Here is a 25711-nt window from a genome sequence, read left to right as displayed (position 1 = left end):
GACTATGCCGCCGTCGTAACCGGCACGGCGCAGCCGCCAACCGATCACATCGGTTGCAACATTACTTCAGCAGCTTGGGCCGAAGAGCCTGCTCGGCTAGCTGCGTCTGAGCGAAATTTTCGGAAATCTTTGGCCTTTGTGACGTAAATTTGTTGTGCTGCAACGCGTCAATTCAAAATAAATGCCGTGCTTATTCACAGGTGGGGAATCTATTCGCAATCTATTGGTTTTATTCAAATATAGGTCAAAATTCGATACAAATAGTGATTTGTTAAATCGGTTTAGTTTTCGTACAAGAGTGCAGTGCACACGGAATATAAACGTGCCCGGGTTAAGGATTACTCTTCTGGAGAGTGGTTTTAGAGTGGAGGTATCGAAGAATGATAACAATAAATAAAGATACATCATCGTCGACTGAAACAAATGTATTGAAACTCGCACAAATGGCCAAAGCCAAGGCAGCGATCATCAAGGCCACAGCGAAGCTGAGCGAGCCGTGCGACAGGCGCACAATTTCCCAGATTTTGCGGGAATCCAATGGTGGTTTCAGCTTCCGTCGCTGAAACCCCAATTCATCTTTCCAATTGCGCGGTTGCTCTTTCAGAGCGGAATGTTGTCGTGTTTCTTCCAGGGATTTTCGAGATCCTTGTTACGCAGCATGCGCAATGCTCTTGAGACCCGCTTGCGGGTTGAGTGGGGCATGATGACCTCGTCGACATAGCCGCGCTCCGCGGCAACAAATGGCGACAGGAAACGGTCTTCGTAGCGTTTGGTGTGCGCCGCGATCTTGTCGGCGTCGCCAATATCCTTGCGATAGATGATTTCGACCGCCCCCTTGGCACCCATTACGGCAATCTGCGCTGACGGCCAGGCGTAGTTGATGTCGCCGCGCAGATGCTTTGACGCCATCACGTCATAAGCGCCGCCATAGGCCTTGCGGGTAATCACTGTGATCTTCGGTACTGTTGCTTCGGCATAGGCGAAGAGCAGCTTGGCGCCATGCTTTATCAGGCCGCCATATTCCTGAGCGGTGCCGGGAAGGAAACCTGGAACATCGACAAAGGTAATGATCGGGATATTGAAGCAATCGCAGAAGCGGACGAACCGCGCTGCCTTACGCGATGCGTCGCTATCGAGAACGCCCGCCAGCACCATCGGCTGATTGCCGACAATCCCAACTGTACTGCCTTCGACACGCCCAAAGCCAACCACGATATTCCTCGCAAAGCTCTCCTGAATCTCGAAGAAATCGCCTTCATCGACGGTTTTGCGGATCAGCTCCTTGATGTCATAGGGCTTGTTGGCGTTATCGGGCACCAGCCGGTCGAGTGAATAGTCGAGTTCATCGGTCGACTGATAGCATTCGATTTCCGGAATCTCGGCGGTATTGGAGGCGGGCAGGAAATCGATCAGGCGGCGCATCTGCAGCAGTGCTGCCACATCATTGTCATAGGCACCGTCGGCGATCGATGACTTCGTCGTGTGGATTGACGCCCCGCCGAGTTGTTCGGCCGTCACCGTTTCATTGGTGACTGTCTTGACCACATCCGGACCAGTAACGAACATATAGGACGTATCGCGAACCATGAAGATGAAGTCGGTCATCGCCGGCGAATAGACATCGCCGCCTGCACAGGGGCCCATGATTACGGAAATCTGCGGGATGACGCCGGAGGCCAGAACGTTGCGCTGGAATATCTCCGCATAACCCCCCAGTGCAGCGACACCTTCCTGGATGCGAGCGCCACCGGCATCATAAAGGCCGATCACGGGCGCACGGTTGCGCAGTGCCATATCCTGGATCTTCTGCACCTTTTCCGCATGGGCTTCCGAGAGCGACCCGCCGAATACGGTAAAATCCTTGGCAAAGACAAAGACCGTCCGGCCATTGATCGTGCCCCAGCCGGTGACGACACCATCGCCGGCGAACTTCGTCTCTTCCATGCCGAAATCGGTAGAACGATGTTCGACGAACATGTCGAACTCCTCGAACGAGCCTTCATCGAGGAAGATATCAATGCGTTCGCGCGCGGTAAGCTTGCCACGCTTGTGCTGTGCCTCGATCCGCGCCTTGCCACCGCCTTCGCGGGCAATGGTTCTGCGGCGTTCAAGCTCGATCAGCACATCCTTCATGGCATCCTCCTCATTTTGTCATTTCTGATATCAGGAGAGGAAGACGCTTGGAAGGAATTTGTAGCGGCTGGACAGCGGTACCCGAGCGCCGCGAAGCGGTGGACGGGTACGCGCTAGAGTTGCAATCAGCAAGCTGTACTTTTTACCAGGTGCCGGTGTTCGGCATCGACAGCCATGGCTCTTGTGGCGGCAATGGCGATCCCTTCTGCAGGATCTCGATCGAAATGCCGTCGGGTGAGCGGACGAAAGCCATGTTGCCGTCACGTGGCGGGCGATTGATGACAACGCCTTTGTCCTGCAACCTCTGGCACGTCTCGTAGATATTGTCGACGACATAGGCAAGGTGGCCGAAATTGCGCCCGCCCGTATATTCCTCCGGGTCCCAGTTATAGGTCAATTCCAGCTCCGGAGCCCGTTCGGCAGCCGATCTTTCCTTGTCTTCCGCTGCTGCGAGGAAGATGAGCGTGAACCGGCCTTTCTCGTTTTCCGTGCGCCGGACCTCTTCCAGGCCGAACTTGTTGCAATAGAAATCCAGCGATTCGTCAATGTCGCGGATACGGACCATTGTGTGAAGATAGCGCATCTTTTGCCCTTGGTTTCTTTTCATGGGATTGAAACATGGCGGCAACCATGCTGTCGCGCAGGTTGAAAGCCGCTTATCATTCGTAGCACTTAATATTTAGCTCCACAAACTTGTGATCTAGACTGGCCTGGCGCGTTGAGGATAAACACCAGTTTTACGTGTAGTTTTCAACAAAACCGACAGATGATACTTGCTCTCTGGCCTTGGTCAGGTGTTATTCTTGAAGCAGAGAATCAGTGGTTTCTTTCAGGAGAGGAGGGGCTCGCTTCATGTCAGACAGACCAGTATCAGCCCAGCATTCCCCCGATGACGAAGGTCTAAGAGACGGCCTGGACCTCATCGAGGTATCGGGCTCGATCAAATGGTTCGATGTGGCCAAGGGCTATGGCTTCATAATTCCTGACAATGCGGATCTCCCTGACATCCTTCTCCATGTTACCTGCCTGCGCCGTGATGGCTTTCAGACGGCACTCGAAGGCGCGCGCGTTGTTTGCGAAGTCAAGCAGGGCGAGCGCGGGATGCAATGCTTCCACGTCAAGTCAATGGACAATTCGACAGCCGTCCACCCGACGGAAATGCCGCCGGCACGCACCCATGTCACAGTCACGCCGTCGAGCGGGCTCGAGCGTGTCCTCGTCAAATGGTTCAACCGCACCAAGGGTTTCGGCTTCCTCACGCGCGGCGAGGGGACCGAGGATATTTTCATCCATATGGAAACGCTTCGCCATTTCGGCTTGACCGAGCTTCGTCCGGGCCAGGTGGTACTGATCCGCTTCGGTCACGGCGACAAGGGGCTGATGGCTTCGGAGATCCATCCTGACATCGGCACCCAGCTGCCGGCTTCTCACTGAATACGTTACGATGACCCGCTTGAGATCAGTTCTGGCAGGGTTCGTTCTTCTGGTATTTTCGATACTTCCTGCTTTGGCGCTCGATCAGGCGCCGATGCACCTACCCATCGACTCCGCGCCGCTCACCATCAATACGGCCAAAGGCGATGTGCCCTTTCGCGTCGAGATCGCCGACACGGACAACGAGCGCGAGCGCGGCCTGATGTTCCGCAAGGACTTGAAGGACAACAGCGCGATGCTGTTCGTCTTTGATGAGACCCGCTTGGTCACCATGTGGATGGAGAACACGCCTTCCGCACTCGATATGCTGTTCCTTGACGACAATGGCCGCATCTCCGCCATTCGCGAAAATGCGGTGCCTTTTTCCCGCGATATCATTTCGTCGGGCGGTCCGGTGCGTTTCGTTGTTGAAGTTAAGGCGGGAACAGCACGGCGCCTCGGCTTGACAATTGGTGACAAGGTGCGGCATCCCGCTATTGAAGCGATTGGTCACTGACGGACCCCAACCATGCAATTCTTCCATAATGACGGACTGAAACTCGCCTATCTCGACGAAGGCGAGGGCGAGCCCATCCTCCTTGTCCACGGCTTCGCCTCGTCGGCATTCTACAATTGGGTGCAGCCGGGCTGGGTTCCCACGCTCACTGCTGAAGGATATCGGACCATCGCAATCGACAATCGCGGTCATGGCCAATCGGACAAGCCGCACGATAAATCCGTCTACACGCCAACCTTGATGGCAGGGGATGCCGCTGCGCTGCTAGACCATCTTGGCATCCTGACAGCCCATGTCATGGGTTACTCCATGGGTGCCCGCATCAGTGCATTCCTGGCACTTCAACATCCCGACAACGTTCACGACCTGGTTTTTGGTGGTCTCGGCATTGGCATGGTTGAGGGCGCCGGCGACTGGTCGCCGATTGCCGAAGCGCTCCTAGCGGAGGATCCGGAGACAATCGCGCACCCGCGCGGAAAAATGTTCCGCATGTTTGCCGACAAGACCAAGAGCGACAAGATTGCGCTGGCCGGCTGCGTTATCACGTCAAAGGAAGAGATCAGCGTCGAAAACATGGCGCGGATAACCCAGCCCGCGCTGGTTGCGGTTGGCACCAAGGACGACATTGGCGGCAATCCCCACAAGCTCGCGGCTCTCATGCCGCAGGGCGAGGCGATCGACATTCCCAATCGGGATCATATGCTCGCTGTCGGCGACAAGGTGTTCAAACAGGCCGTTCTGGATTTCCTCGAACGCCATCCGCTTTGAGCTAATTCGGGATAAATTGCGGTTTCGTGCGGCCTAAGGAACATGAGCAGCCGCCTGTTCGTTCCTTGCGGGACAGTGCCGCATAGGCTATGGCGACTCTTGAATGAGATCGTGATATTCAGGCAAATCGATCGATGCTTCAAAATTTCTTGGCCGACGGCTCTGGAAATTGGAGTGTCAAGAAATCATTTTTGCCTTATGCTAAACTATCGAGCAGGAATTTTGGCCAAACGTCCGGAGTAGGAAATGCCCGCAAGCAGCCCCGTCAAAATGACTGGATCGATCCAGCATATGGATCCGATCTGGCACGCCATCCGCGCCGAAGCTGAAGAGACCATTCGCAGCGAACCGCTGCTGGCGACGTTCCTCTATACGACGATCCTCAATCATCAGTCGCTGGAAGAAGCTGTTATCCATCGTATTTCCCAGCGTCTCGATCACCCGGACATGGAGTCGGAACTGCTGCGGCAGACCTTTACGGCGATGTTGGAAGCAAACCCGTCATGGTCGCAGGTTTTGCGCGTCGATATCCAGGCCGTCTATGATCGGGATCCAGCTTGCACCCGATTCATTGAGCCTGTGCTCTATTTCAAAGGCTTCCAGGCGATCCAGACCCATCGCCTCGCTCATTGGCTGTGGAACGAAGGCCGCAAGGACTTTGCGCTCTACCTGCAAAGCCGCTCGTCATCGGTTTTCCAAACCGACATTCACCCGCAGGTCCCAATGGGGCAGGGCGTGTTCTTCGATCATGCCACCGGCATCGTCGTCGGTATGACGGCTGTCATCGAAGACAATGTTTCAATTTTGCAAGGTGTCACGCTTGGCGGCACCGGCAAGGAATCAGGCGATCGGCATCCGAAAATCCGCCATGGCGTCCTGATCGGTGCTGGCGCCAAAATCCTTGGCAACATCGAAATCGGCCATTGCTCCAAAGTCGCTGCCGGGTCGGTGGTGCTTAAGCCGGTCCCCCATAATATCACCGTCGCCGGCGTCCCAGCCCGCGTCGTCGGCGAGACCGGTTGCGCGGAGCCCTCGCGCGCTATGGACCAGCTCGTCACCAATTTCGATTGAGGCTCACAGGTCTCCATGCAGGTGCACAATTGCAGTCTGCCCTTTACAGGGCAGACTTTCGCGTGCCAAAAGCCTGCTAAATGCATATGACAGGAGACCTAAGTGAAACCGGAAGAACTGAAAAAACTCGACAGCTACTTCAAGCGCACATTCAGAAACACGGAACTCACTGTGAAGGCCCGTCCGCGCAAGGACGATTCCGCTGAACTTTATCTCGGCGATGAATTCCTTGGCCTGATCTACAAGGACGAGGACGAGGGTGAGCTCTCCTACAATTTCTCGATGGCCATCCTTGAGATGGATCTGTGAGCAGCTTGAGTTGTGAGTGACGCCAAAAGGCGTCACTGCGGCCCCTTGATATGGGCTTTGGCAAATGCCTGCATTTGCTGTTCGAGCGCCTGCCAGTCCTCGAGCATTTCCCTTGGAAAACGGTAGGTTAGCTGCAGATCCTTACCAACAAAAATATCCCGCTGACAGGATGCGAGATTGCCTTTTGATGTTTCCGCATCAAGGCAGCGCGCAACAAATGGCTTGTTTCCCTCGTGTTCCGGCGCAACCACGAGCTCCTCGTTGACAAATCCGCTCTCAGGCCGGAAACCTTGAACGGTCAAACCTTTAGGTCCTTTGACACCGGGCCCATTCGTCAATGTGCTGTAGATTGGTCCGTAACGGCCCGACATGTCCTGAGAAATGGCGCGCGGCTCCAAAGTGAGAAACAACAGCCGTTTTCCCGACCCGGAACCGTTGAAGTCCTGGATGAATTCCGGCTGATAACCCAGCATCTCCGGCCAATGCAAATAGATATCCACACGCTCGGCAACGCCGTTTCGCCGCTGTTTGTCGAAACGTATCATATTGGCCGGTAACTCCAATACGCTGTTGCCGATGATAATTTCCTGAAATGTCCCGTCTTCTGTGTGTCCGCCGAGTGAAATGGTGTGGCCGAGGAAGCGTCCCGCAACAGCCAGGCATAGCGACATGAATGCAAGCACTGCCACACAGTAGAAGACGCGCCGCAGATGCAAGCTGCCTGCAATCGGCTCTATCCTGTATGTCGAAGACAGCATGGGCCTACCAGATCGATTATGGCTGACCGATCCAATGTAGCGGAGAGAGTGCTGATTTATGGTTAATTGAACCTGACGAGGCCAGGGTCCGGACCCTAAGATCAGGTATCGCTCGCCAACCATTTGACGGTTCGCTAAAGTCCGGCCACAGATTTCGAGGAGAGTTCATGCCAATCTTTACGCTTGATGGATACGCACCGCAATTTCAGCGCCGTGAATCGAACTGGGTCGCCCCCGATGCGGCCTTGATCGGCAAAGTCTTCCTTGGGGAGAATGCCGGTATCTGGTTCGGTGCTGTGCTGCGCGGTGACAACGAGTTGATCCATGTGGGCCGAAACACCAATGTGCAGGAACATACAGTCATGCACACCGACATGGGCTATCCGCTTCAAATCGGCGAGGGATGCACCATTGGCCATCGTGCCATGCTCCATGGCTGCACGATCGGCGACAATTCACTGATTGGCATCGGAGCGATTGTTCTCAACGGAGCAAGGATCGGGAAAAACTCGCTCGTCGGCGCGGGCGCGCTGGTGACCGAGCGCAAGGAATTCCCCGACAATTCGCTGATTGTGGGCTCACCGGCAAGGGTGATACGGACTCTGGATGACGCCGCTATTGAACAACTCAGGCTGTCCGCCACGCATTATGTCGAGAATGCCAAGCGCTTCATGCGCGGCATGGAGATCGGCTAAAACGATCCGGGCCAGCCCCATTTCGAGGACTGGCTCGGATCGGCATCGTGCTGATGACCCGATTACTTTTCGATGCTGCCAACCAGGACCTGACGGTCATCGTTGATCGACACCCAAGCACCGGTATTGTTCGTCGCCTGGCGCTTGAGGTAGTCGTAGTTGGTCTCGTTCCACGGCTTGATACGCGGTTCCAGATTGTCGAGGACATAGTCACCGCGATCCGTGCGAACGGTAAGGACGGCATGACCTTCGCCATTCATCTGGCGCACCACGGTAATCAGCAGATCACTAAGCGGAATTCCGCTTTCGTTGAGCATTTTCCGCTTCAGCAGGACATAGTCCTCGCAATCGCCAACGGTCGTGGGGTAGGACCAGACTTCCGCCTTGCCCCAGATATCCATGTCGGTTGCTGGCTGGATCTTTGTGTTGACGCTGCTATTCACCTGGACCAGCAAGCTCCAGACCTTTGAGGTCAAGGCGGCCGGCCTGTCATCGTTGCTCTTGATATTGCATTCGTTTTTATAGGTCTGGCAGAACTCATAATGTCCAATCGGCTGCGATGTGCGTCCGCCGGTCTTCATGAATGCCGCGTTCGACACACTTGGATCAGCCTGCGCGGTCAAGCACATGAACAGAAACGCCGCCCCAAGCAAAATTGTCTTTCTTATCATCCCGTCGTCTCCCCGGTTGAGACGACAATGACAGAGAGAGCTTGATCGAGCGGAAATGCCGGTGAGTAAATGTGAATCAAATCAGTAGCAAAAAATAAACTAATTAGAATATAACCATGTATTAATAACTATTACTATTTTATTTAAATGCAGTTATCATTGTCGTTGCTGAAGAAGAACAGCATTAAGCATTCGTTTCTCGGAATATTGTGTGATTGACGATGCCTTAATGTCTTCCAGCGCATTTCGACTACCTCGCCCGAATTTGGTGGCAATTTAGCCAAAAATATTTCCGGGATGTGAAATGAGCGGACAAGAATTATAGAAAACAGCGTTCAAATTTGCTGCTATCTGCTAAGCGGGTCTCGCAAAACGATCGGTTGCGGCAATAATTGCCTCGCTCATACCCGGATCGGTGGGAGAATGATCGGCATTTTTTACTACGACGAGTTCACCGCCTTCCCAGACTTTTGAGAGTTCCCATGCGGTAACCAGCGGCGCTTCAAGATCAAGTCGTCCCTGCACCATGACGCCAGGAATGCCGTTAAGGGCACGGGCTTGCATCAGGAGAATACCGTCTTCCAGCCACGCATTGTGATGGAAATAGTGCGTCACGATACGTGCTCGCGCCATCCGATATAAGGGATCCGACCACTTTGGCGACGGCTTGCTGTTTGGATCGGCGCAAATCGATGCAGCTTCCCAATCGTGCCAGTCCGCTGCTGCCTTGGCGCGTATGGCCGCATCAGTATCGTTTAAAAGATGGTAATAGGCTGCGACCAAATCTCCGTCGCGTTGATGCTCTGGCGCACCGCCCCTGAAACGCGACCATTGTTCCGGGAATAGTGGCGCGATTCTGCGATAGAGCCAATCGATTTCGGAGCGCCGCGTAGTCGTCACATCCACCAGAACGAGCGCCGTCACCCGGTCGCGATTTTCCACGGCATAGGCAAGACCAAGCGCGCAGCCCCAGGAGTTGCCAAATACCAGCCATAGTTCAATGCCTAGATATCGGCGCAGGCATTCGAGATCACCCAGCAGATATGCGGTCGTATTGCTTGAAAGATCAGTTGCCGGGTCGCTCGCATGGGGTGTGCTTTGGCCACATCCGCGTTGATCAAAGGCAACAATTCGGTATGCCGTGGGGTCAAAAAAACGTGGCGATCTGGCGGAATAGCCGGATCCGGGGCCGCCGTGGAATATAACAGCGGGCATTCCGTCTGGATTGCCATACGTTGCCCAATAGAGGCAGTTGCCGCTACCCACATCAAGCATGCCGCTGTCGTATGTTCCGATATCGGGGTAAAGCTGTTTCATGTCAGAACCGTATGATGCCAAGCCAAAGCGCAGGCATTCATCGTCGAGCTTTGTAAATGTCTAACGACAATCAACCCGTTATCGGCAACATTCCCATACGATAGATTGCCTTAGCTCTAGTGCTCGAATGCGATATCGATTGTTTCGCGGCTTTGCACGGTCGCGAACTCGATTGCGATGCCTTCCTCGAAATGGCGGACGACACGCCCACGCGTTGACCCCAGGATAACCTGGCTGTTCAGGGCAGGGCGCATGCGGATTTCAACCGCCGCCCCGGAAATGGACAGATCGATGATCCGGCATGGATATTGACGTCCATCAGCCATCGACAGGGTCGTAATCGGATTGCGCGGCGCAATACGCTGATGACGCCGGTCTTCCGGCATGTCCAGTTCGTGCTTGTTGGCGAGCCATGTCAGCTGCGCAGCAATCTTGTTCTTCTTGCGGTCCGAAGCGACAAGTGAAAGGAGAAAGCCACCGCGAACCATGCGCTCGACCGAGCCTTCAATCCGGCCAATGTGATCGATATAGGCGATAACCCGCTCACCATTGTTCGCCATCACATCTGTCGTAATGACAACGTCGCCAGGAGACATTTCCTCAATCTGGCAAACATGCTCGGTACGGTCTTCGAGCATGAAGCGGCCATAAAGCTGGACCTTTACGCTATAGTACTTGCCCGTGGCGGCAGGGTTCGGGCTCGAATCGTCACGGTGTAACTGCATGAAAGCTGTCCAGATTGCAGAATCGACAGAGTTGATGGCGCCAGCCTATGTCACAAGTCTTAACGCCAAGGTAACGGCAACTGGAGGTTGATCATAAATCGCTAACCTAATCGCCTATTTTTCCACCGTCGAATACGCGCAAATGGCGAACCTTGCGGCTGATGATTGTCCGCGCAAAAGGAAGGGGCGCGATGGTCTCGGATTCCTGCTTTACTGGATCGCCGCGTTTGGGGACCGCGAAGTGGTGAGGATCGACGATCGAGACCGCCTGGATGCGGTTTTCGACGATCGCATCGGATTCCAGCCAGAACGGTCTTCCGAGCGCAATGATCATCCCCATCAGGTGCCGTTCGTTGGCTTCACTGGCAAGTGGTAAAAGAATGAGTTTAAACAATGCCTTGCGGCCACGAATGCTCCGGCCTTCATAGTTCAGTTGGACAACGGCCTTGTTCGTCATGCAGTTTTTGACGAGGCGCGCGATGTCGCTGCGGTCCTTTGCCTGCCAGAGCGAGATGAAAGGCTGGCCTTTCAGTTCTCTGCCGTGGATGGAGCAAATGCGCGTGCCGGCGAGGCGAAATCCTGGTTCGGACGCGCCTGCCGCCTGCAGGATGAATGTGTCGGCGAGCCGCGAACCGATCGACGCGGGTGCGATTTCTTTGCGCTCTGGCGCAGCACGCGTTCCGCGCAGCCGGTTCCAGTAGGCAAAAAGATCGCTCGTTCCATCATGCCGCATAGGGTTCATCTGCATCCAGATACCAACGAATCTTCAAGTCATCCGGACTCTGACACTGACGAAACCCCGATGCCACCGATCAAGCGTCAGGGTCCACCGTGGCGCGCGATTAAGGTTAACAATTGGTTTCGATTGAGCTGATGGCAGCGTTGTGAGACAAACGGGTATCAGAGTTTTCATGATCAACTATTCTGAATTTTGATGCCGCTCGGTTCTCGTCGAGCGGCTTTTTTCTGTTCGTCGGGCTTTGCTTGCCGCTCTATAACCGGATAGCGTGCCGCAACTAGTAACAGCGAGGCTTGACGAGACGAATGAACGATGGAGTGGACGTCCAGAACAATTCTTCGGGCCGTGAGCCTGTCTTCAATATTCCGGGCGTTATTCTCGCCGTCATGGCCATATGCGGCAGCGTCTTTGTTCTGGAGACTTATATCCTGAACGAAGATCAGGGCAGCGTTTTCCTCTGGAACTTCGCCTTCGTACCGGCGCGTTTCTCACAGTATGGCGGCTTCTACTCACCCGCCGCCTGGCTCACGACCGTGACGTACTCGCTCATGCACGGCAGCATTGCCCATATCGCGCTCAACATGATCTGGCTCGCGGCCTTCGGCTCGCCGCTTGCTGCCCGTATTGGCCCGCTGCGTACAACGCTGTTCTGGATCGTGGCGTCAATCGCCGCCGTGATGACGCATTTCGTGGTCTATCCCGACAGTATGACACCCCTGGTCGGGGCTTCAGGCGTGGTCTCGGGCATGATGGGCGCTGCGGCGCGTTTCGGCTTCCGCCGCTCACCCTTGCGCAATTCGGCGGCTTTCGTCGGTGATATCCTGCCGATCGGCGTGGCGCTGCGCATGCGCTCGGTCCTTGTGTTTCTTGGCGTATGGTTTGTCACCAATATTGTCACCGGATTGCTCTCCGTCGGCGTCGACAGTTCGGCGACAATTGCTTGGGAAGCGCATATTGGCGGCTTCTTCATCGGCTTTTTCGGCATATCCCTGTTCGACCGCCGCAATGACAGTCGTATCGACCCTCAACTGTTGGTATAATTGCAAAGCGGTTGCATAAAGCGCAACATACGCGCACGATGAACTAGACCATCAGATGTATTTTGGGGGATTTCGAAGGTCTGAGGCAATGTGCAAGGAGGATGTACATGACTGTCAAATTGATACTCGAACGCAAGGGCTACGACGTATTCAGCACGACGCCGGAAACGACATTGGGCGATGCAATTGTCATGCTGGCGAAGCACAAGATCGGTGCGATTGTTGTTTGCGATGAGAAGAAGGTCATCAAAGGCATTCTGTCCGAGCGTGATGTTGTCCGAGCTCTCGCCGCCGATGGCGCCGACGCACTATGGAAGCCAATTTCGCAAACCATGACCATAAAGGTTAGTGTCTGCAGTGAAAGGCATACGATCAATCAGGTGATGGAAATGATGACCCGTGGCCGCTTCCGCCATCTGCCGGTCGAAAAGGACGGGCGTTTGCACGGTCTTGTGTCTATCGGCGACGTCGTCAAACTCCGGATCGAGGAAGTCGAGCGCGAGTCAGAGGACATTCGCAGCTATATCGCAACCGCCTGAGGCGGCTGCGACAAGCTAAAACACCAGCTTCTGCATGCGCTCCAGTTCGCCGAGGCGCACCATTGTTTCTTCATAGCCGAGTTTGATCGCTTCGTCGGCGCGGTGAAACTCGGCAAGCCCCACATGGCCGATCTTCGGCAAAAGCGCGATATCGGGCGGATCGCCAGCCATGCGCGCACGCGAAATCCGGTCCTGGATAATGTTGAACGATTCCATCATGACGCCGGTTATCCCGAGACGCTTCGAATAGGGTGATCCGAAGCGCGAACCGGCTGCCTCGCCATCACCAGTTTGCGCATGGGGAGATTCGGCGGCGTGTTTGACGACGGCAGCGCGCCCAAACTGGTCATAGTGCAGATTGACCGCGACAACCAGGGGCTGTTCGTATGAACGGCAGACGGACACCGGAACCGGGTTGACCAGGGCGCCGTCGACCAGCGTCCGGCCGTTGCATTCGATTGGCTCGAATACACCCGGCAGGGCATAGGAAGCCCGCATCGCCGTAATGAGACTTCCTCGCGTCAGCCAGATCTCGTGGCCGGTGCTGATCTCCGTACATACGGCTACAAACCGCTTGGGTAACTTTTCGATGGAGAGTTCTTCCAGATGTTCGCGCAACCGCCGGTCGAGCTTCATGCCGCCAAACAAGCCGTTTCCGCCAATACGCAGATCGAGCAGGCTGAAAATGCCACGCTTCGTCAGGCTACGCGCAAATTCCTCCAGCTGATCGAGCTTGCCGCCAAGATAGCAGCCGCCGACGAGGGCACCGATCGATGTTCCGGCAATCATGGAAATCTCGATGCCTGCTTCATCAAGGGCACGCAAGACACCGATATGCGCCCAACCACGCGCAGCACCGCCACCAAGCGCTAGGGCAATAGGCGTCTTGCTGTCGCGAGGCTGTTCCGGTGTAATCACTGGCACTTCCGGATTGTCACTGATGCCGATCGGTTCTGCCGCGCGCAACCGGCGCGATGCCCATTCGAGCATGGCACGCACTCCTGGATTCTTATTGGTTCATTGTCCCTAGCATGAATTGACATTAATAGTGTTCAAGGATGAATATTGCGTAATTGTGACCTCTTAGCCAACCAAGGAAATAGGATTAAGAGTTTGCTAATGGCGGCTACGAGGCTGAGGCGCCTTTCCGGCCAACTTGGCCGTATGGCTAGGATGGACCCACCTTTGTCTCTAACTGCATTACCAATGATGATGTTCCATTTGTTGTGACGACCTGCCGATAAAAACATGATCGGCGTCCGGTATGGCAGGTGGGGCCGTCACCGGCGACGTTTACTTTAAGCCACAGTGCATCCTGATCGCAGTCCGTGCGCATTTCGACGACCGTCTGCAAATTCCCTGATGTTTCGCCTTTTTTCCAGAGCGTTTCGCGCGAACGTGACCAGTAATGCGCCACGCCGGTTTCGAGCGTCAGACGCAAGGCTTCGGCATTCATGTGGGCAACCATGAGCAGATGACCGTCTTTTGCATCGGTAACGATAGCCGTAATCAGACCGGACGCGTCGAAGCGCGGTGCAAACACCGCGCCTTCTTCGTTTTCATGCTTATCGCTGAGGGAATCGGAAAAAAAACGCATCAATGCCAATTCTGGATATTAGCGACCCCGGACAAGGGTCATGAACCGTACTTGCTCGTTGACATCGGTCTTGTAGGTGCCGGTAAAGGTGGTCGTCGTTGTCATCGAACCGGATTTGCGGATACCGCGCATTGACATGCACATATGCTCCGCCTCGATCATTACGGCGACGCCGCGCGGTTCCAGCGAGTCCTGGATGGCATTGGCAATCTGCGCCGTCATGGCCTCCTGCGTCTGCAGGCGATGCGCATAGATATCGACGACGCGCGCTATCTTCGATAGTCCGACGACTTTCTCGCCATCCGGCAGATAGGCGACGTGCGCCTTGCCGATGATCGGCACCATATGGTGCTCGCAATGCGAGAAGAAGGGAATATCCTGGATGAGGACAATATCCTCATATCCGGCGATTTCCTCGAAGGTACGGCCGAGGACATCAGCCGGATCTTGCGCATAACCGGAAAAGAGTTCCTTGTACGCCTTTGCTACCCGCTCTGGCGTGTCCAGAAGACCTTCGCGGTCCGGATTGTCGCCAGCCCAGAGCAGCAGCGTGCGTACAGCTGCTTCCGCTTCTTCCTGAGTTGGCCGCCGAGTGTTGTCCTGCTTTACAGCCGCTGACTGCAAGTTCTTGATTACCGCATCCATCGCGATCTCCCGTAGCCGCCCTCAAAGGAGCGACGAGTTAAACGGCAATACACGATAGTCGTTCCACAAGGGACGGACGGTGTATTGATGTGGGTATGAACCATCGATCCATACCCGACCATATTACCCCAACACATAATTTAATCTACGCGACTTTGTGCTGGGTCTCTCTCATACTATATAGAGAGGGAATTGGAGATTAATAGGGGTCAAAGCGGCGCACAATGATGTGTTAGCGGTGAACGCTGTGTCGAGGAACAGGCATCCATCATGATCAACGACGTTTACAATGCGCGTATTCTGGAATTTGCCGGAAATATCCAGCGGCTCGGCCGTCTGCAGGATCCGGATGCCTCCGCGACCGCGCATTCGAAACTCTGCGGCTCGACAGTTACCGTTGATCTGAAGATGGAGGATGGCGTCGTTTGCGATTTCGCGCACGATGTCAAAGCCTGTGCGTTGGGACAGGCATCCTCGTCGATCATGGCGCGCCATGTTGTCGGTGCGACAGCGCGGGAGTTGCGCGACGTTCGCGAAGTCATGTTCAAGATGCTGAAGGAGAATGGCGCGCCGCCAGAAGGCCGGTTCGAAGATCTGAAATTTCTTGAACCGGTGCGCGACTACAAGGCACGCCATAATTCGACGATGCTGACTTTTGATGCCGTGGTTGATTGCCTGAACCAGATTGAGAAGAAATCTGCCGAAGCAGTGGCCTGAACTTAACTATGTGCTCGCAGCCTGCACACGATCATTCGCCAAAGGTCCCGGCCAAATATTCGCGCAACTGGCGTGGCCCGTGGCCGAAAACGCCCGGACGTCTCTTGGGAACAGGACTCGTGCGTTTCTATCAACTGACATTGTCCGGCTTCGTCGGCAATTCCTGCCGGCATCTTCCAACCTGTTCGGAATATGCCTACGAGTCCATCGCCCGCTATGGGCTCTGGACTGGCGGCTGGATGGGCCTCTTCCGTTTTCTTCGCTGCGGCCCGGGCGGAACACACGGCCTGGATCCGGTTCCAACGGAGCTGGACAAGCGGTTTATCTGGTATAAACCCTGGCGCTATTGGCGGCTTCATACCCCCTCAACGTGAGTCCGACACGCAATGATTGCTCGACCGCCGTGCGGATTGGGTGTATAGCGCACGCGCAGATTCAACCCATTTTAACCGGACCCAGCCTATGGAAGAATTTCACAAAGTTCGCCGCCTCCCACCTTACGTTTTCGAACAGGTGAATCGCCTCAAGGCGAGCGCGCGAGCGGCGGGTGCGGATATCATCGACCTTGGTATGGGCAATCCCGACCTGCCGACCCCTCAAGGCATTGTCGACAAGCTGTGCGAAGCCGTTCAGGATCCGCGCACGCATCGTTATTCTTCATCCAAGGGTATTCCAGGGCTGCGCCGGGCCCAGGCCGCCTATTACGAGCGCCGTTTCGGCGTCAAGCTCAACCCCGACACACAGGTCGTGGCGACGCTCGGCTCCAAGGAAGGTTTCGCCAATATGGCGCAGGCCATCACTGCGCCCGGCGATGTGGTGCTTTGCCCTGACCCAACCTATCCGATCCATGCCTTCGGCTTCATCATGTCCGGCGGCGTCATTCGCTCGATTCCGGCAAAGCCTGACGATCAGTTCATCCCGGCGCTGGAGCGTGGCATCCGTCATTCGATCCCGAAGCCACTGGCGTTGATTCTCAACTATCCGTCCAATCCGACCGCGCATGTTGCGTCGCTGGATTTCTACAAGGATGTCGTGGCTTTTGCCCGCAAGCATGAAATCATCGTTCTCTCGGATCTGGCATATTCGGAAATCTATTTCGATGACACGCCACCACCCTCTGTCCTGCAGGTGCCGGGCGCGATCGATGTTGCCGTGGAATTTACCTCCATGTCGAAGACCTTCTCCATGCCCGGATGGCGCATGGGTTTTGCAGTCGGCAATGAGCGGTTGATCTCGGCGCTGACCCGGGTGAAGTCCTATCTCGACTATGGCGCGTTCACACCGATCCAGGTTGCTGCAGCCTCGGCGCTCAATGGCGATGGTTCTGATATTGCCGAAGTTCGTAGTGTCTACAAGCATCGTCGTGACGTGCTGGTGGAAAGCTTCGGCCGTGCCGGCTGGGATATTCCGGCACCGGCCGCGACCATGTTCGCCTGGGCGCCGATCCCGGAGAAGTTCCGCGACCTCGGTTCGCTCGAGTTCTCCAAGCTCTTGATCGAACATGCGGATCTGGCTGTCGCGCCCGGTATCGGATTTGGCGAACATGGTGACGACTATATCCGCGTCGCGCTGGTCGAGAATGAACACCGGATCCGTCAGGCAGCACGCAATCTGAAGCGGTTTCTTGCAACCGCAGACGAAAAACTGCACAACGTCATTCCGTTAAACGCGCGCCGTTGAGCTCACGCGCGGGTAAACCGGAATCAGCGGCGCCGTCCGGCGCCGCTTCAGCAAAATTTCAGGGAAGTGAACGATGAGTGAAGCGCTGCGCGTGGGAATCGCCGGACTGGGTACGGTTGGTGCCTCGGTCCTGAAAATATTGCGTGACAAGGGCGAAATGCTCACCCGCCAATGTGGCAAGGAAATCATCGTGACCGCCGTGTCGGCGCGCGATCCAAAGCGCGATCGCGGAGTGGATTTTTCGTCAGCAACCTGGTTCGATGATCCTGTTGCCTTGGCCAAGTCGAACAATATCGACGTTTTCATCGAATTGATCGGCGGCGATGAAGGAGCTGCGCGCGCTTCTGTTGAGGCGGCGCTGCGATCGGGCCGCCATGTCGTTACGGCTAACAAGGCGCTGCTCGCCAAGCATGGTGTATCACTCGCCAAGATTGCCGAAGACAAGGGCGTGCTACTCAACTTCGAAGCGGCCGTTGCCGGCGGCATCCCTGTTATCAAGGCGCTGCGCGAGTCGCTGACCGGCAACACGGTTTCGCGCGTTTACGGCATCATGAACGGCACGTGCAACTACATCCTGACGCGTATGTGGGATGAGGGCATTTCCTTCGAGGATTGCCTCGCCGACGCGCAACGGCTTGGCTATGCCGAGGCAGATCCGACCTTCGATATCGAGGGTAATGACACGGCGCACAAGCTGGCGATCCTGACCAGCCTCGCCTTTGGCACGCAGATTTCGGCGGATGACATCTACCTCGAAGGCATCAGCAATATATCGCTGGCCGATATCAAGGCGGCAGACGAACTCGGCTATCGCATCAAGCTGCTGGGTGTTGCGCTAAAGACCGACAGTGGCATCGAACAACGCGTGCATCCGACCATGGTGCCGGTCGAGTCCGTCATCGCACAGGTGCATGGCGTGACCAATGCCGTGGCGATCGAGACCGATCTGCTCGGCGAACTGCTTCTGTCCGGCCCCGGCGCCGGTGGTGCGGCGACCGCCTCGGCCGTCATTGGCGATCTTGCCGATATCGCCAAAAGCCGTCCCGGGTTCCAGCACGGGCCCGTATTCGGCACACCGGCCAAGGCACTCGCACCCTATAAGCGTGCGAGGATGCGTGCGCATGAGGGCGGTTACTTCATCCGTTTGACCGTACATGACCGTGCAGGTGTGTTCGCTGCCATCGCCAAACGCATGGCGGACAATGACATTTCGCTCGAATCCATCGTGCAGCGGCAGAGCGCCGACAACCAGCCAGAATCGACCAAAACGGTCATTCTCGTAACCCACGAGACGACGGAAGCTGCGGTCAAGAAGGCGCTCGAGGGCATCGTCAAGGATGGTCATGCTACGGACAAACCGCAGATGATCCGCATCGAGCGGGCGGGTTAAACTTGTTCTAAAAACCCCGCTACACCGTTTAATCGATTAGCTTTTTCGACGAAGGGTTTTTCTTGGCCTTCGGCTCTTGCCGCATGGTTGCGACTTTGACAAAAGGTTCGCATACCGATGCTAAGCAACGCTGTATTGATCCGCAATATGGCACCTCGACACCAAAGCAGGAAACACTATGCCGAAAACTTCCGACCAGACTGAAGCAGGCCTCGATCGTATTCTGACCCTTGAGCTCGTACGCGTAACCGAACGTGCGGCCGTCGCCGCAGCACGCCTGCGCGGACGCGGTGACGAGATGGCTGCCGACCAGGCTGCCGTTGACGCGATGCGGCAGGAGCTCAATCGTCTGCCGATCAATGGCACTGTGGTCATTGGTGAGGGTGAGCGCGATGAAGCGCCGATGCTTTATATCGGCGAGGAAGTTGGCACTCGGAACGGTCCCGCCGTTGATATCGCACTCGACCCGCTGGAAGGCACGACGATCTGTGCGAAGAACCTGCCGAACTCGCTGGCGGTTATTGCGATCGCGGAAAAGGGCAATCTGCTCTATGCGCCCGACGTCTATATGGAAAAGATTGCCGTTGGACCGGGCTATCCGGCCGGCATCATCAATCTCGACGCTCCCGCCATCGAGAACATCACCGCCGTCGCAAAGGCCAAGGGTGTTCCGCTCCACGAAATCACTGCTTGCATAATGGACCGTCCGCGCCATGCGCGGCTGATCGAGGAAGTGCGTGCGACTGGCGCTGCCATTCGCCTGATCGGTGACGGCGACGTTGCAGGCGTAATCCATACAACAGATCCGGACGAAACCGGCATCGATATCTATATCGGCATTGGCGGTGCGCCTGAGGGCGTGCTGGCGGCCGCTGCGCTGCGCTGTATCGGTGGCCAGATGCAGGGGCGCCTGCAGCTCAACAGCGACGACAAGATTGCCCGCGCCGCCAAGATGGGCATCAGTGATCCGAAAAAAATCTACACGATGGAGGAAATGGCCAAGGGCGATGTGCTCTTTGCCGCGACCGGCGTCACCGATGGCAATCTGCTTTCCGGCGTCAAATTCGCCCGCGACTATATTCAGACCCATACGGTCGTCATGCGTTCGCATTCGCAGACCGTGCGTGAGATCAAGGCGAAGCATCAGGATATGGCAAAGTTCCAGTAAAAGGATCTTCCTAACAATCGGCGCTGCCGGTCTCGAAAGGGTCCGGCAGTTTCATTTCAGCCTGTTTGCTGACAATTGTGACTGTACCCTATTGGGATCACATCATTTTTGCTATTTTGGTTTCATGGGAATTCATTCCGATGGGACAGTCATGAATATCCAACGCAGAATCGCCGGTTGCGTCTTTTCCATGGCCCTCGTTTTGGGGTGCGTTTCCGCTGTTCGCGCGCAGCAAGCGGATCTTGATCTCATTCAAGGTTATCGCTCCCGTGACATTCTGATCGGGCTACCTGACACCTCCGGACCATTCAATGTGATCAGCCGCAACGCGGACCCGCAGAACTACAGCGCGACGGTGGAATATGCCGGTGTGGATGCGCGGGCGATTGTGTCGGTAAATGGTGTTCGGGCCAGCAATACAGCAGGGATGTACCCTGTCCGGGATGGGCCGGACGATCCTGTGGTGCGCAGCCTGCTGGATCAGGCCTTCCAGTACCACAGCAGCCAGCCCAATCAGGTCGCGCAACGAACCAATGTCAGTTACGGCAATCGCGCCATGGCCTGCGTCAGTTCGGACGATCCCCAGAAGAAGGATGATTTCCTGGTTTGCGCCACCGGCGTGCTTGGCCGTTATATGCTGATCCAGCCGGTTATGAACTACAGGCTCAGTTCGAAAGAGGTTGTTGACCGCCAACTCGCCGATTTTGCTTCGTCAATGGCGTCTGCGGTGAATGATCTGGCGCTGCCAGCCAGCAACTGAACGGTTTGCTGCGATTGCCGTTGGATACATCATTCGAAGCATTGCATTCAAAGGCGCCGGGTGATTGAACGCTTGGATGGTATCTGAACGGCTCTTTCTCGGCATTGAACAATCGGCGACCGGTCTGAAATGGATCGACCGGCTGGGGCAGCGCGAAGCCAATATCGCGCTCGCCATTGCGCAGAACCATGGCATTCCCGATCTGGTTACCCGCGTTTTGGCGGGCAGGGGTGTGGGCTTGGACGAAGCTGCAGCCTTCATGGAGCCGACGATCAAAGGCCTGATGCCTGATCCCGCCTCACTGACTGACATGAACAAAGCCGCGGAACGTATCGCAAGGGCCATTGCCGGGCGTGAGAAAGTAGCCATTTTCGGTGACTATGACGTCGATGGCGCCTGTTCTTCAGCGATTCTGTCGCGATTTCTAACCCATTATGGCATCGCAAACCGGATCTATATTCCGGATCGGATCTTCGAAGGCTACGGCCCCAATCCGGCAGCGATGCAGGAGCTCGCACAACAGGCATCGCTAATAGTCACTGTGGATTGCGGCACCAACAGCGCTGCGGCGATCGAGGCGGCCAAGGCCGCCGGAGCCGATGTGGTAGTACTCGACCACCACCAGGTGGGGGGCGAGCTGCCAGCCGCCGCCCATGCGGTGGTCAATCCGAACCGTGAGGACGATCTCTCGGGGCAGGGGCATCTTTGTGCGGCCGGTGTGGTGTTCCTGACACTGGTTCAGACGTTGCGCACCATACGTGAGCAGCGCGTCGCCACCGGCACACTCGCGCCGGACCTGCTGTCGCTGCTCGATCTGGTGGCTCTGGCGACCGTATGCGATGTGGTACCGCTGAAGGACCTCAACCGAGCCTTCGTCGTCAAGGGTATCCTGGTGGCGCGGGCACAGCAGAATGTCGGCCTGGCTGCACTGGCGCGCGTCTCGCGCATCGGCGAACCGTTAAACGCCTTTCATTTCGCTTACCTCATCGGCCCGAGGATCAATGCAGGCGGGCGGATAGGCGATGCCGGGCTTGGCGCGCGGCTCTTGACCCTGAATGACCAGAGCGAAGCGATGCGCATTGCCGAGGAGCTCGACCGGCTGAACCAGGAACGCCAGGCGATGGAAACGATCATGCTGGAACAGGCGGAGGCCGAGGCGATGGTCGAGCTTTCAGCTGCGTCAGGACCAGCAGTTCTGGTCACCGCCAGCGATGACTGGCACCCCGGCATTGTCGGACTGATTGCAGCGCGGCTGAAGGAGCGGACGCGGCGCCCGGCCTTTGCCATTGCCTTCAACGCCAATGGTACAGGCAGTGGTTCCGGCCGGTCGATCAATGGTTTCGATCTCGGCAAACTGGTGCGGAGTGCCGTCGAACACGGCCTTCTGGTCAAGGGTGGCGGCCATGCCATGGCGGCCGGAATCACCGTGGAACGGGCCAAATTAGGCGCTTTGCGGGCATTTTTCGAGAAGAATGCCAGTGAAATGGTGGGGCAGCTACGTGGCAACGCGTCGCTTGCCATCGATGGGGCGTTGAGCGCTGCGGGCGCCACGGTGCCCCTTTACGATACACTCGAAAAGGCCGGTCCGTACGGTTCCGGCCATCCGCAACCGGTGCTGGTCCTGCCCCATCACAGGCTCGTTGACGCCCGGATGGTTGGCACCGCCCATGTCAAGGCGACGCTGGCCGGGGCGGATGGCAAGCGCATCAACGCCATCGCCTTCCGCGCCATTGGAAGTCCGCTCGGTGACTTTCTTTTCAAGGAGTTAGGGCAGTCGCTGCATGTGGCGGGCAATCTTGCGCTCAACCACTGGAACGGCTCGATCACTACGCAATTTCGCATCCTCGACGCGGTAAAAGCCGTCTGATGGTTCGACAAGCTCACCATGAGGGAGATGGTGGGCCGCAACTATAATCGCCGACGGTGCAGTTTCCTTTTTCGTGCAATCATCCACGTCCCTCATGGCGCGCTTGTCGAACCACCGCATATTTCCTTGCAGTACCGTCGCATATGTTCTAGTTTTGTTCTCAAATGAGAACCTTGAGCATGCGTAAACCGACCCATCCAGAAAGGCTGTACCTGGATTTCGACAGCTTCTTCGCAAGCGCCGAGCAACAGCTCAATCCGGCGCTGCGAGGGCGTCCGGTTGCGGTGGTGCCGCTGGACTCGCCGCATACGAGTGTCATCGCTGCGAGCCGCCAGGCCAAACCCTTCGGTATCAAGACGGGCACATCGGTACGCGAGGCAAAGGAGAAATGTCCCGGCATCATCTTCATCGAGGCGCGACCGGACGTATACGTAAAATTGCATAATCGCATTCTCGAGACGATAGAGCGCTGTGTGCCGATCGCCGCCATCCGCTCCATCGATGAGGTGACCTGCAGCCTGCTTGCGTCCGAGTCGCGCGAGGCGGAGGCGCTGGTGGCGCGAATCAAGCGTGGCTTGCGCGAAGAGATTGGGCCGGTTCTTACCTGTTCCGTCGGCATTTCCGTCAATGAGCTTCTGGCCAAGATCGCAGCGGAAATGGACAAGCCGGACGGTTTCGTGATCCTCGACCACGCCGACCTGCCAGGACGCCTGCTCGACCTCGAATTGCGCGACCTGCCGGGCATCTCGAAGGGCATGGCCGCACGTCTGGGCGAGGCCGGTGTCACAAATATTGCGGGCCTGTGGGACCTCGCGCCGAAACACGCCCGCGCCATCTGGAGCAGCGTCGAGGGCGAGCGCTTCGTCTCGGCGTTGCATGGCTATGCGGTAGAAAAGCCGGAGACGGTCAAGCGCATGTTCGGCCATGGCCGCAACCTGCCATCGGACTGGCGCGCGCCGGAAAAGGTGCTGCAATGCGCAAGGCTGCTGACGCTCAGCGCCGCGCGCCGCCTACGCCGCTCGCATTTTCGCGCCGGCGCCATGAGCTATGCGGTGGGCACCCGGCGTGACAGCCGGGTGTCGCTCGAAGGTCAATTTCGCCCGGCGCGCGATGATCACACTTTCCTGAATTGTCTCAATGACTTACATGAGAAACTGGTTAGATCTGGTGAGATGCGCAACATCAGCAATGTTACCGTGGTGCTGCACGACCTTTCGAGCGAACAGGAAGCCAGCGGCGACCTTTTCGACACCGGCGAGACTATGCAGCAGCGCTGGCAGTGGGAGCGCGTGTCGGATATGCTCGACAAGGTGCGCACCCGCCACGGCTCGAAGGCGCTCAACCTCGGCCCGGTCAATGGCCCGGGCAATTATATCGGCTCGAAGATCGCCTTCGGGCGGATACCCGAGGCAGAGGATTTTTGATGCCGATTATCTCTCCCTTGCACGAAGAGAAAGGATTTTCCTGGATTTAGCCCTTGCTAAATCCTTGGCAAATCCAAGTGAGGGGATTTGCCGTAAATCTCTGCCTTCCAAGTACCCCTGTCTGGCGATTTCTGGCACGCCAAGATGCCGAAATTCGCTGGGCGAGCCACCGGCGGCACCTTACAGCGCCGCCGGCTGATCTCATCGGTTATCCAGTTCCGCCCGCACCAGATCCAGGCCGCGGCGAGTGACCAGGTAGGGTCCACCGCCGGAAGATGCGATTGCCTTTTCTGTTTCAGGTTGCGAAACAGCCGAAAGTCGCAGGCCATATAGCGGGAGCCATCGCTCTCGCGAATGGTCTTGCGCTCGTCTTTTTCGAGCAGAATTTTGCCGCCCTGGGCGAGCAGGTGAAGAATGCGCTGTTCCTCGCGCGAAATGTCCATGTCTATAGTCCTGAGGAAAACGGGCAAAAACCCCACGTGAACACGTCCGCAGCCAGCCGATGCCGGCGCGCGGCTCCTGTTTTCATGCCCCAACTTGCAAGGAAGCTGGGGCCTTAGCGGGACTCAGACTGAGAAGACATAAGGACTCCATCGGGTGGATGGCGGCGCCGATGTCAAAGTGCGGTGTCGCATCCGCATTTCAGGAAATATGCTGCTCATCCAGCGGTCTTTCGCTAGGGTATGGACGGCTAAGCATTGCGCAGACGGTGGTGAATCAGAGCCGCACAAGAGGAGACAGATATGGAAATTGTCAAAATTGCTGCCGCCCTTGTGGTTGCATCGACGCTGGCCGGCTGCAGCACGCACAATAACTGGCAGACCCGTGTGGAAGCCTATTTCATGAACCCGGCCCGGTCCTGTGCATCCGGCTACTACAATTGCAGCCTGCGCACCAGCAACAGGGCGCGCGACCAGAGCTTTACCAACGGGCACTGAATCGTTCGGTCTAATCGGGTGTTCCGGGATTTGGTGCGGCGCAGCCTCAACTCGGCGGCGGCAGATGGGCGATCTGCTCCTGCAACCGCAGCAGCGGGCCCGGACTGAGCGCCGCCGGCGGGCTGTAGGGGTTTGAGAAGGCATAGATGAGAAACAGGATGATGCCCGTATAGGCGCCGAACAGCGAAATAAGCAGGATATTGCGGCGGCGCGGCGCATAGGAATAATAGGCGAGCGCAATGAAGATTACCCCTGAAAGGGCAGCGAACCAGAACACCCCGCTCATCGAATCGGCAACGGTACTCTCGCGCTTGGTGCGGCTGTCGGAGATCAGGTAGATCCGGTCGAGCATATGGCTGCGCAGGCTTTGCTGGCGCGGGTTTGCCGGCACAAGATCAAGCACGGCGCGATAGGCATCATCCCACTGCGCCCAGGCCTCCGGTGCAAGCCGGTCGGTCTCGCCGAGCTCCTGCCATTCCTTGTCGATGACGACATGGAGATATTCATTGAGTTCCTTCTGGATCGGTCCCTTCTCGGCGTTGCCATAGCGCCCGGCATCGAAATAGATGTCGGCAAGGGCGTTGGCTTCCGTGGCGGTCTGGTAGCGGAGCTGCTGGTAGCCGATCATCTCCTGCGCGAAGACCAGCGCCAGGATAAGCCCGTGCAGGGCGGAAACGCCCGAACTCGCCAGATCCCTTTCGTACCCCTCGGCCTCGCCTCCAACGACCCACCGCATAAGGAAATAGGCGCAAAGCGTCAGCGCAATCGTCCCGCCGACGAAAATGGCTCCGATAAAAAGCTCGAAAAGCATGAGCGCCTCCAGCCAGACG

The 25711-nt window shown here is 56.6% G+C and carries 28 protein-coding genes and 1 pseudogene; 17 read left to right on the top strand and 12 right to left on the bottom strand.

The window, feature by feature from the left end; translation table 11 throughout:
* Positions 1-600: 600 nt before the first annotated feature.
* Together AAAC48_RS16010 and AAAC48_RS16005 are read right to left on the bottom strand one after the other, a co-directional pair.
* On the bottom strand, positions 601-2133 hold the full coding sequence (locus AAAC48_RS16010; protein WP_340655128.1) for an acyl-CoA carboxylase subunit beta: 1533 nt from the start codon (positions 2131-2133) through the stop codon (positions 601-603).
* A 142-nt stretch (positions 2134-2275) separates the two neighbouring features.
* Positions 2276-2716, bottom strand: a complete 441-nt coding sequence (locus AAAC48_RS16005; RefSeq protein WP_340655127.1) for a VOC family protein — start codon at positions 2714-2716, stop codon at positions 2276-2278.
* Positions 2717-2985: 269 nt separating this feature from the next.
* Between AAAC48_RS16005 and AAAC48_RS16000 the strand changes: the two genes are divergently transcribed.
* The 5 genes from AAAC48_RS16000 (at position 2986) to AAAC48_RS15980 (ending at position 6211) form a co-directional block, all read left to right on the top strand.
* The gene (locus tag AAAC48_RS16000) at positions 2986-3567 is read left to right on the top strand and encodes a cold-shock protein (protein WP_340655126.1); all 582 of its coding nucleotides are present in this window, start codon (positions 2986-2988) and stop codon (positions 3565-3567) included.
* 10 nt (positions 3568-3577) lie between these two features.
* On the top strand, positions 3578-4063 hold the full coding sequence (locus AAAC48_RS15995; protein WP_340655125.1) for a DUF192 domain-containing protein: 486 nt from the start codon (positions 3578-3580) through the stop codon (positions 4061-4063).
* Between the two features lie 12 nt (positions 4064-4075).
* Entirely contained in the window at positions 4076-4831 is a 756-nt protein-coding gene (locus AAAC48_RS15990; protein WP_340655124.1) for an alpha/beta hydrolase, read from the top strand.
* Positions 4832-5077: 246 nt separating this feature from the next.
* The gene (cysE, locus tag AAAC48_RS15985) at positions 5078-5902 is read left to right on the top strand and encodes a serine O-acetyltransferase (protein WP_340655123.1); all 825 of its coding nucleotides are present in this window, start codon (positions 5078-5080) and stop codon (positions 5900-5902) included.
* 102 nt (positions 5903-6004) lie between these two features.
* On the top strand, positions 6005-6211 hold the full coding sequence (locus AAAC48_RS15980; protein ID WP_099999261.1) for a DUF3126 family protein: 207 nt from the start codon (positions 6005-6007) through the stop codon (positions 6209-6211).
* Between the two features lie 32 nt (positions 6212-6243).
* Here the strand turns inward: AAAC48_RS15980 and AAAC48_RS15975 are convergent, their stop codons facing one another.
* Positions 6244-7092 (bottom strand): hypothetical protein, encoded by an 849-nt coding sequence (locus AAAC48_RS15975; protein WP_340655122.1) that lies wholly within the window; start codon positions 7090-7092, stop codon positions 6244-6246.
* A gap of 44 nt (positions 7093-7136) precedes the next feature.
* Between AAAC48_RS15975 and AAAC48_RS15970 the strand changes: the two genes are divergently transcribed.
* Complete coding sequence (locus tag AAAC48_RS15970; RefSeq protein ID WP_340655121.1) at positions 7137-7664, top strand: gamma carbonic anhydrase family protein; 528 nt, start codon at positions 7137-7139, stop codon at positions 7662-7664.
* Positions 7665-7726: 62 nt separating this feature from the next.
* On the opposite strand, the gene AAAC48_RS15965 is transcribed toward AAAC48_RS15970, so the two are convergent.
* From AAAC48_RS15965 to AAAC48_RS15950, 4 genes are all read right to left on the bottom strand, one after another.
* Complete coding sequence (locus AAAC48_RS15965) at positions 7727-8293, bottom strand: transglutaminase-like cysteine peptidase (RefSeq protein ID WP_340655129.1); 567 nt, start codon at positions 8291-8293, stop codon at positions 7727-7729.
* A gap of 396 nt (positions 8294-8689) precedes the next feature.
* On the bottom strand, positions 8690-9652 hold the full coding sequence (pip, locus tag AAAC48_RS15960; RefSeq protein WP_340655120.1) for a prolyl aminopeptidase: 963 nt from the start codon (positions 9650-9652) through the stop codon (positions 8690-8692).
* 116 nt (positions 9653-9768) lie between these two features.
* On the bottom strand, positions 9769-10377 hold the full coding sequence (locus AAAC48_RS15955; RefSeq protein WP_340655119.1) for a PilZ domain-containing protein: 609 nt from the start codon (positions 10375-10377) through the stop codon (positions 9769-9771).
* Positions 10378-10483: 106 nt separating this feature from the next.
* On the bottom strand, positions 10484-11125 hold the full coding sequence (locus AAAC48_RS15950; RefSeq protein WP_340655118.1) for a PAS domain-containing protein: 642 nt from the start codon (positions 11123-11125) through the stop codon (positions 10484-10486).
* A 296-nt stretch (positions 11126-11421) separates the two neighbouring features.
* Between AAAC48_RS15950 and AAAC48_RS15945 the strand changes: the two genes are divergently transcribed.
* Both AAAC48_RS15945 and AAAC48_RS15940 read left to right on the top strand, forming a co-directional pair.
* Positions 11422-12156, top strand: coding sequence for a rhomboid family intramembrane serine protease (locus AAAC48_RS15945; protein ID WP_340655117.1), 735 nt, complete (start codon positions 11422-11424; stop codon positions 12154-12156).
* Between the two features lie 107 nt (positions 12157-12263).
* Positions 12264-12695 carry a CBS domain-containing protein gene (locus AAAC48_RS15940; protein WP_340655116.1) on the top strand — a complete coding sequence of 144 codons (432 nt, stop codon included), beginning with the start codon at positions 12264-12266 and terminating at the stop codon, positions 12693-12695.
* A 15-nt stretch (positions 12696-12710) separates the two neighbouring features.
* Here AAAC48_RS15940 and AAAC48_RS15935 read toward each other — a convergent pair whose 3' ends face one another.
* From AAAC48_RS15935 to folE, 3 genes are all read right to left on the bottom strand, one after another.
* Complete coding sequence (locus AAAC48_RS15935) at positions 12711-13685, bottom strand: patatin family protein (RefSeq protein WP_340655115.1); 975 nt, start codon at positions 13683-13685, stop codon at positions 12711-12713.
* 178 nt (positions 13686-13863) lie between these two features.
* Positions 13864-14292: a phosphoribosyl-AMP cyclohydrolase gene (gene hisI / locus AAAC48_RS15930; RefSeq protein WP_340655114.1), complete on the bottom strand. Its 429-nt coding sequence runs from the start codon at positions 14290-14292 to the stop codon at positions 13864-13866.
* 18 nt (positions 14293-14310) lie between these two features.
* Positions 14311-14937 carry a GTP cyclohydrolase I FolE gene (gene folE, locus AAAC48_RS15925; protein WP_340655113.1) on the bottom strand — a complete coding sequence of 209 codons (627 nt, stop codon included), beginning with the start codon at positions 14935-14937 and terminating at the stop codon, positions 14311-14313.
* Between the two features lie 270 nt (positions 14938-15207).
* On the opposite strand from folE, the gene AAAC48_RS15920 reads away from it, so the two are divergent.
* The 8 genes from AAAC48_RS15920 (at position 15208) to AAAC48_RS15885 (ending at position 23943) form a co-directional block, all read left to right on the top strand.
* Positions 15208-15654 carry an iron-sulfur cluster assembly scaffold protein gene (locus AAAC48_RS15920; RefSeq protein WP_340655112.1) on the top strand — a complete coding sequence of 149 codons (447 nt, stop codon included), beginning with the start codon at positions 15208-15210 and terminating at the stop codon, positions 15652-15654.
* 8 nt (positions 15655-15662) lie between these two features.
* Positions 15663-16028 (top strand): membrane protein insertion efficiency factor YidD, encoded by a 366-nt coding sequence (yidD, locus tag AAAC48_RS15915; RefSeq protein WP_340655111.1) that lies wholly within the window; start codon positions 15663-15665, stop codon positions 16026-16028.
* An 88-nt stretch (positions 16029-16116) separates the two neighbouring features.
* The gene (locus tag AAAC48_RS15910) at positions 16117-17334 is read left to right on the top strand and encodes an LL-diaminopimelate aminotransferase (RefSeq protein ID WP_340655110.1); all 1218 of its coding nucleotides are present in this window, start codon (positions 16117-16119) and stop codon (positions 17332-17334) included.
* A gap of 73 nt (positions 17335-17407) precedes the next feature.
* Positions 17408-18724, top strand: coding sequence for a homoserine dehydrogenase (locus tag AAAC48_RS15905; protein WP_340655109.1), 1317 nt, complete (start codon positions 17408-17410; stop codon positions 18722-18724).
* A gap of 178 nt (positions 18725-18902) precedes the next feature.
* Positions 18903-19892 carry a class II fructose-bisphosphatase gene (gene glpX, locus AAAC48_RS15900; protein ID WP_340655108.1) on the top strand — a complete coding sequence of 330 codons (990 nt, stop codon included), beginning with the start codon at positions 18903-18905 and terminating at the stop codon, positions 19890-19892.
* 151 nt (positions 19893-20043) lie between these two features.
* Positions 20044-20652, top strand: a complete 609-nt coding sequence (locus AAAC48_RS15895) for a hypothetical protein (RefSeq protein ID WP_340655107.1) — start codon at positions 20044-20046, stop codon at positions 20650-20652.
* Between the two features lie 76 nt (positions 20653-20728).
* Positions 20729-22519 carry a single-stranded-DNA-specific exonuclease RecJ gene (gene recJ / locus AAAC48_RS15890; RefSeq protein WP_340655106.1) on the top strand — a complete coding sequence of 597 codons (1791 nt, stop codon included), beginning with the start codon at positions 20729-20731 and terminating at the stop codon, positions 22517-22519.
* A 179-nt stretch (positions 22520-22698) separates the two neighbouring features.
* A complete protein-coding gene (locus AAAC48_RS15885) occupies positions 22699-23943 on the top strand; it encodes a type VI secretion protein ImpB (protein WP_340655105.1) in 1245 nt (414 codons plus the stop codon).
* Positions 23944-24144: 201 nt separating this feature from the next.
* Here AAAC48_RS15885 and AAAC48_RS15880 read toward each other — a convergent pair.
* Positions 24145-24386, bottom strand: a pseudogene (locus tag AAAC48_RS15880) (YjhX family toxin).
* Between the two features lie 300 nt (positions 24387-24686).
* Between AAAC48_RS15880 and AAAC48_RS15875 the strand changes: the two are divergent.
* Positions 24687-24881 (top strand): hypothetical protein, encoded by a 195-nt coding sequence (locus AAAC48_RS15875; RefSeq protein ID WP_340655104.1) that lies wholly within the window; start codon positions 24687-24689, stop codon positions 24879-24881.
* Positions 24882-24927: 46 nt separating this feature from the next.
* Here AAAC48_RS15875 and AAAC48_RS15870 read toward each other — a convergent pair.
* On the bottom strand, positions 24928-25711 hold a 784-nt coding region (locus AAAC48_RS15870), incomplete at its 5' end, for a hypothetical protein (RefSeq protein ID WP_340655103.1).

This window comes from Phyllobacterium sp. (genome assembly GCF_037994405.1).
Classification (GTDB): domain Bacteria; phylum Pseudomonadota; class Alphaproteobacteria; order Rhizobiales; family Rhizobiaceae; genus Phyllobacterium.
This window is presented reverse-complemented; position numbering and strand designations above follow the sequence as displayed.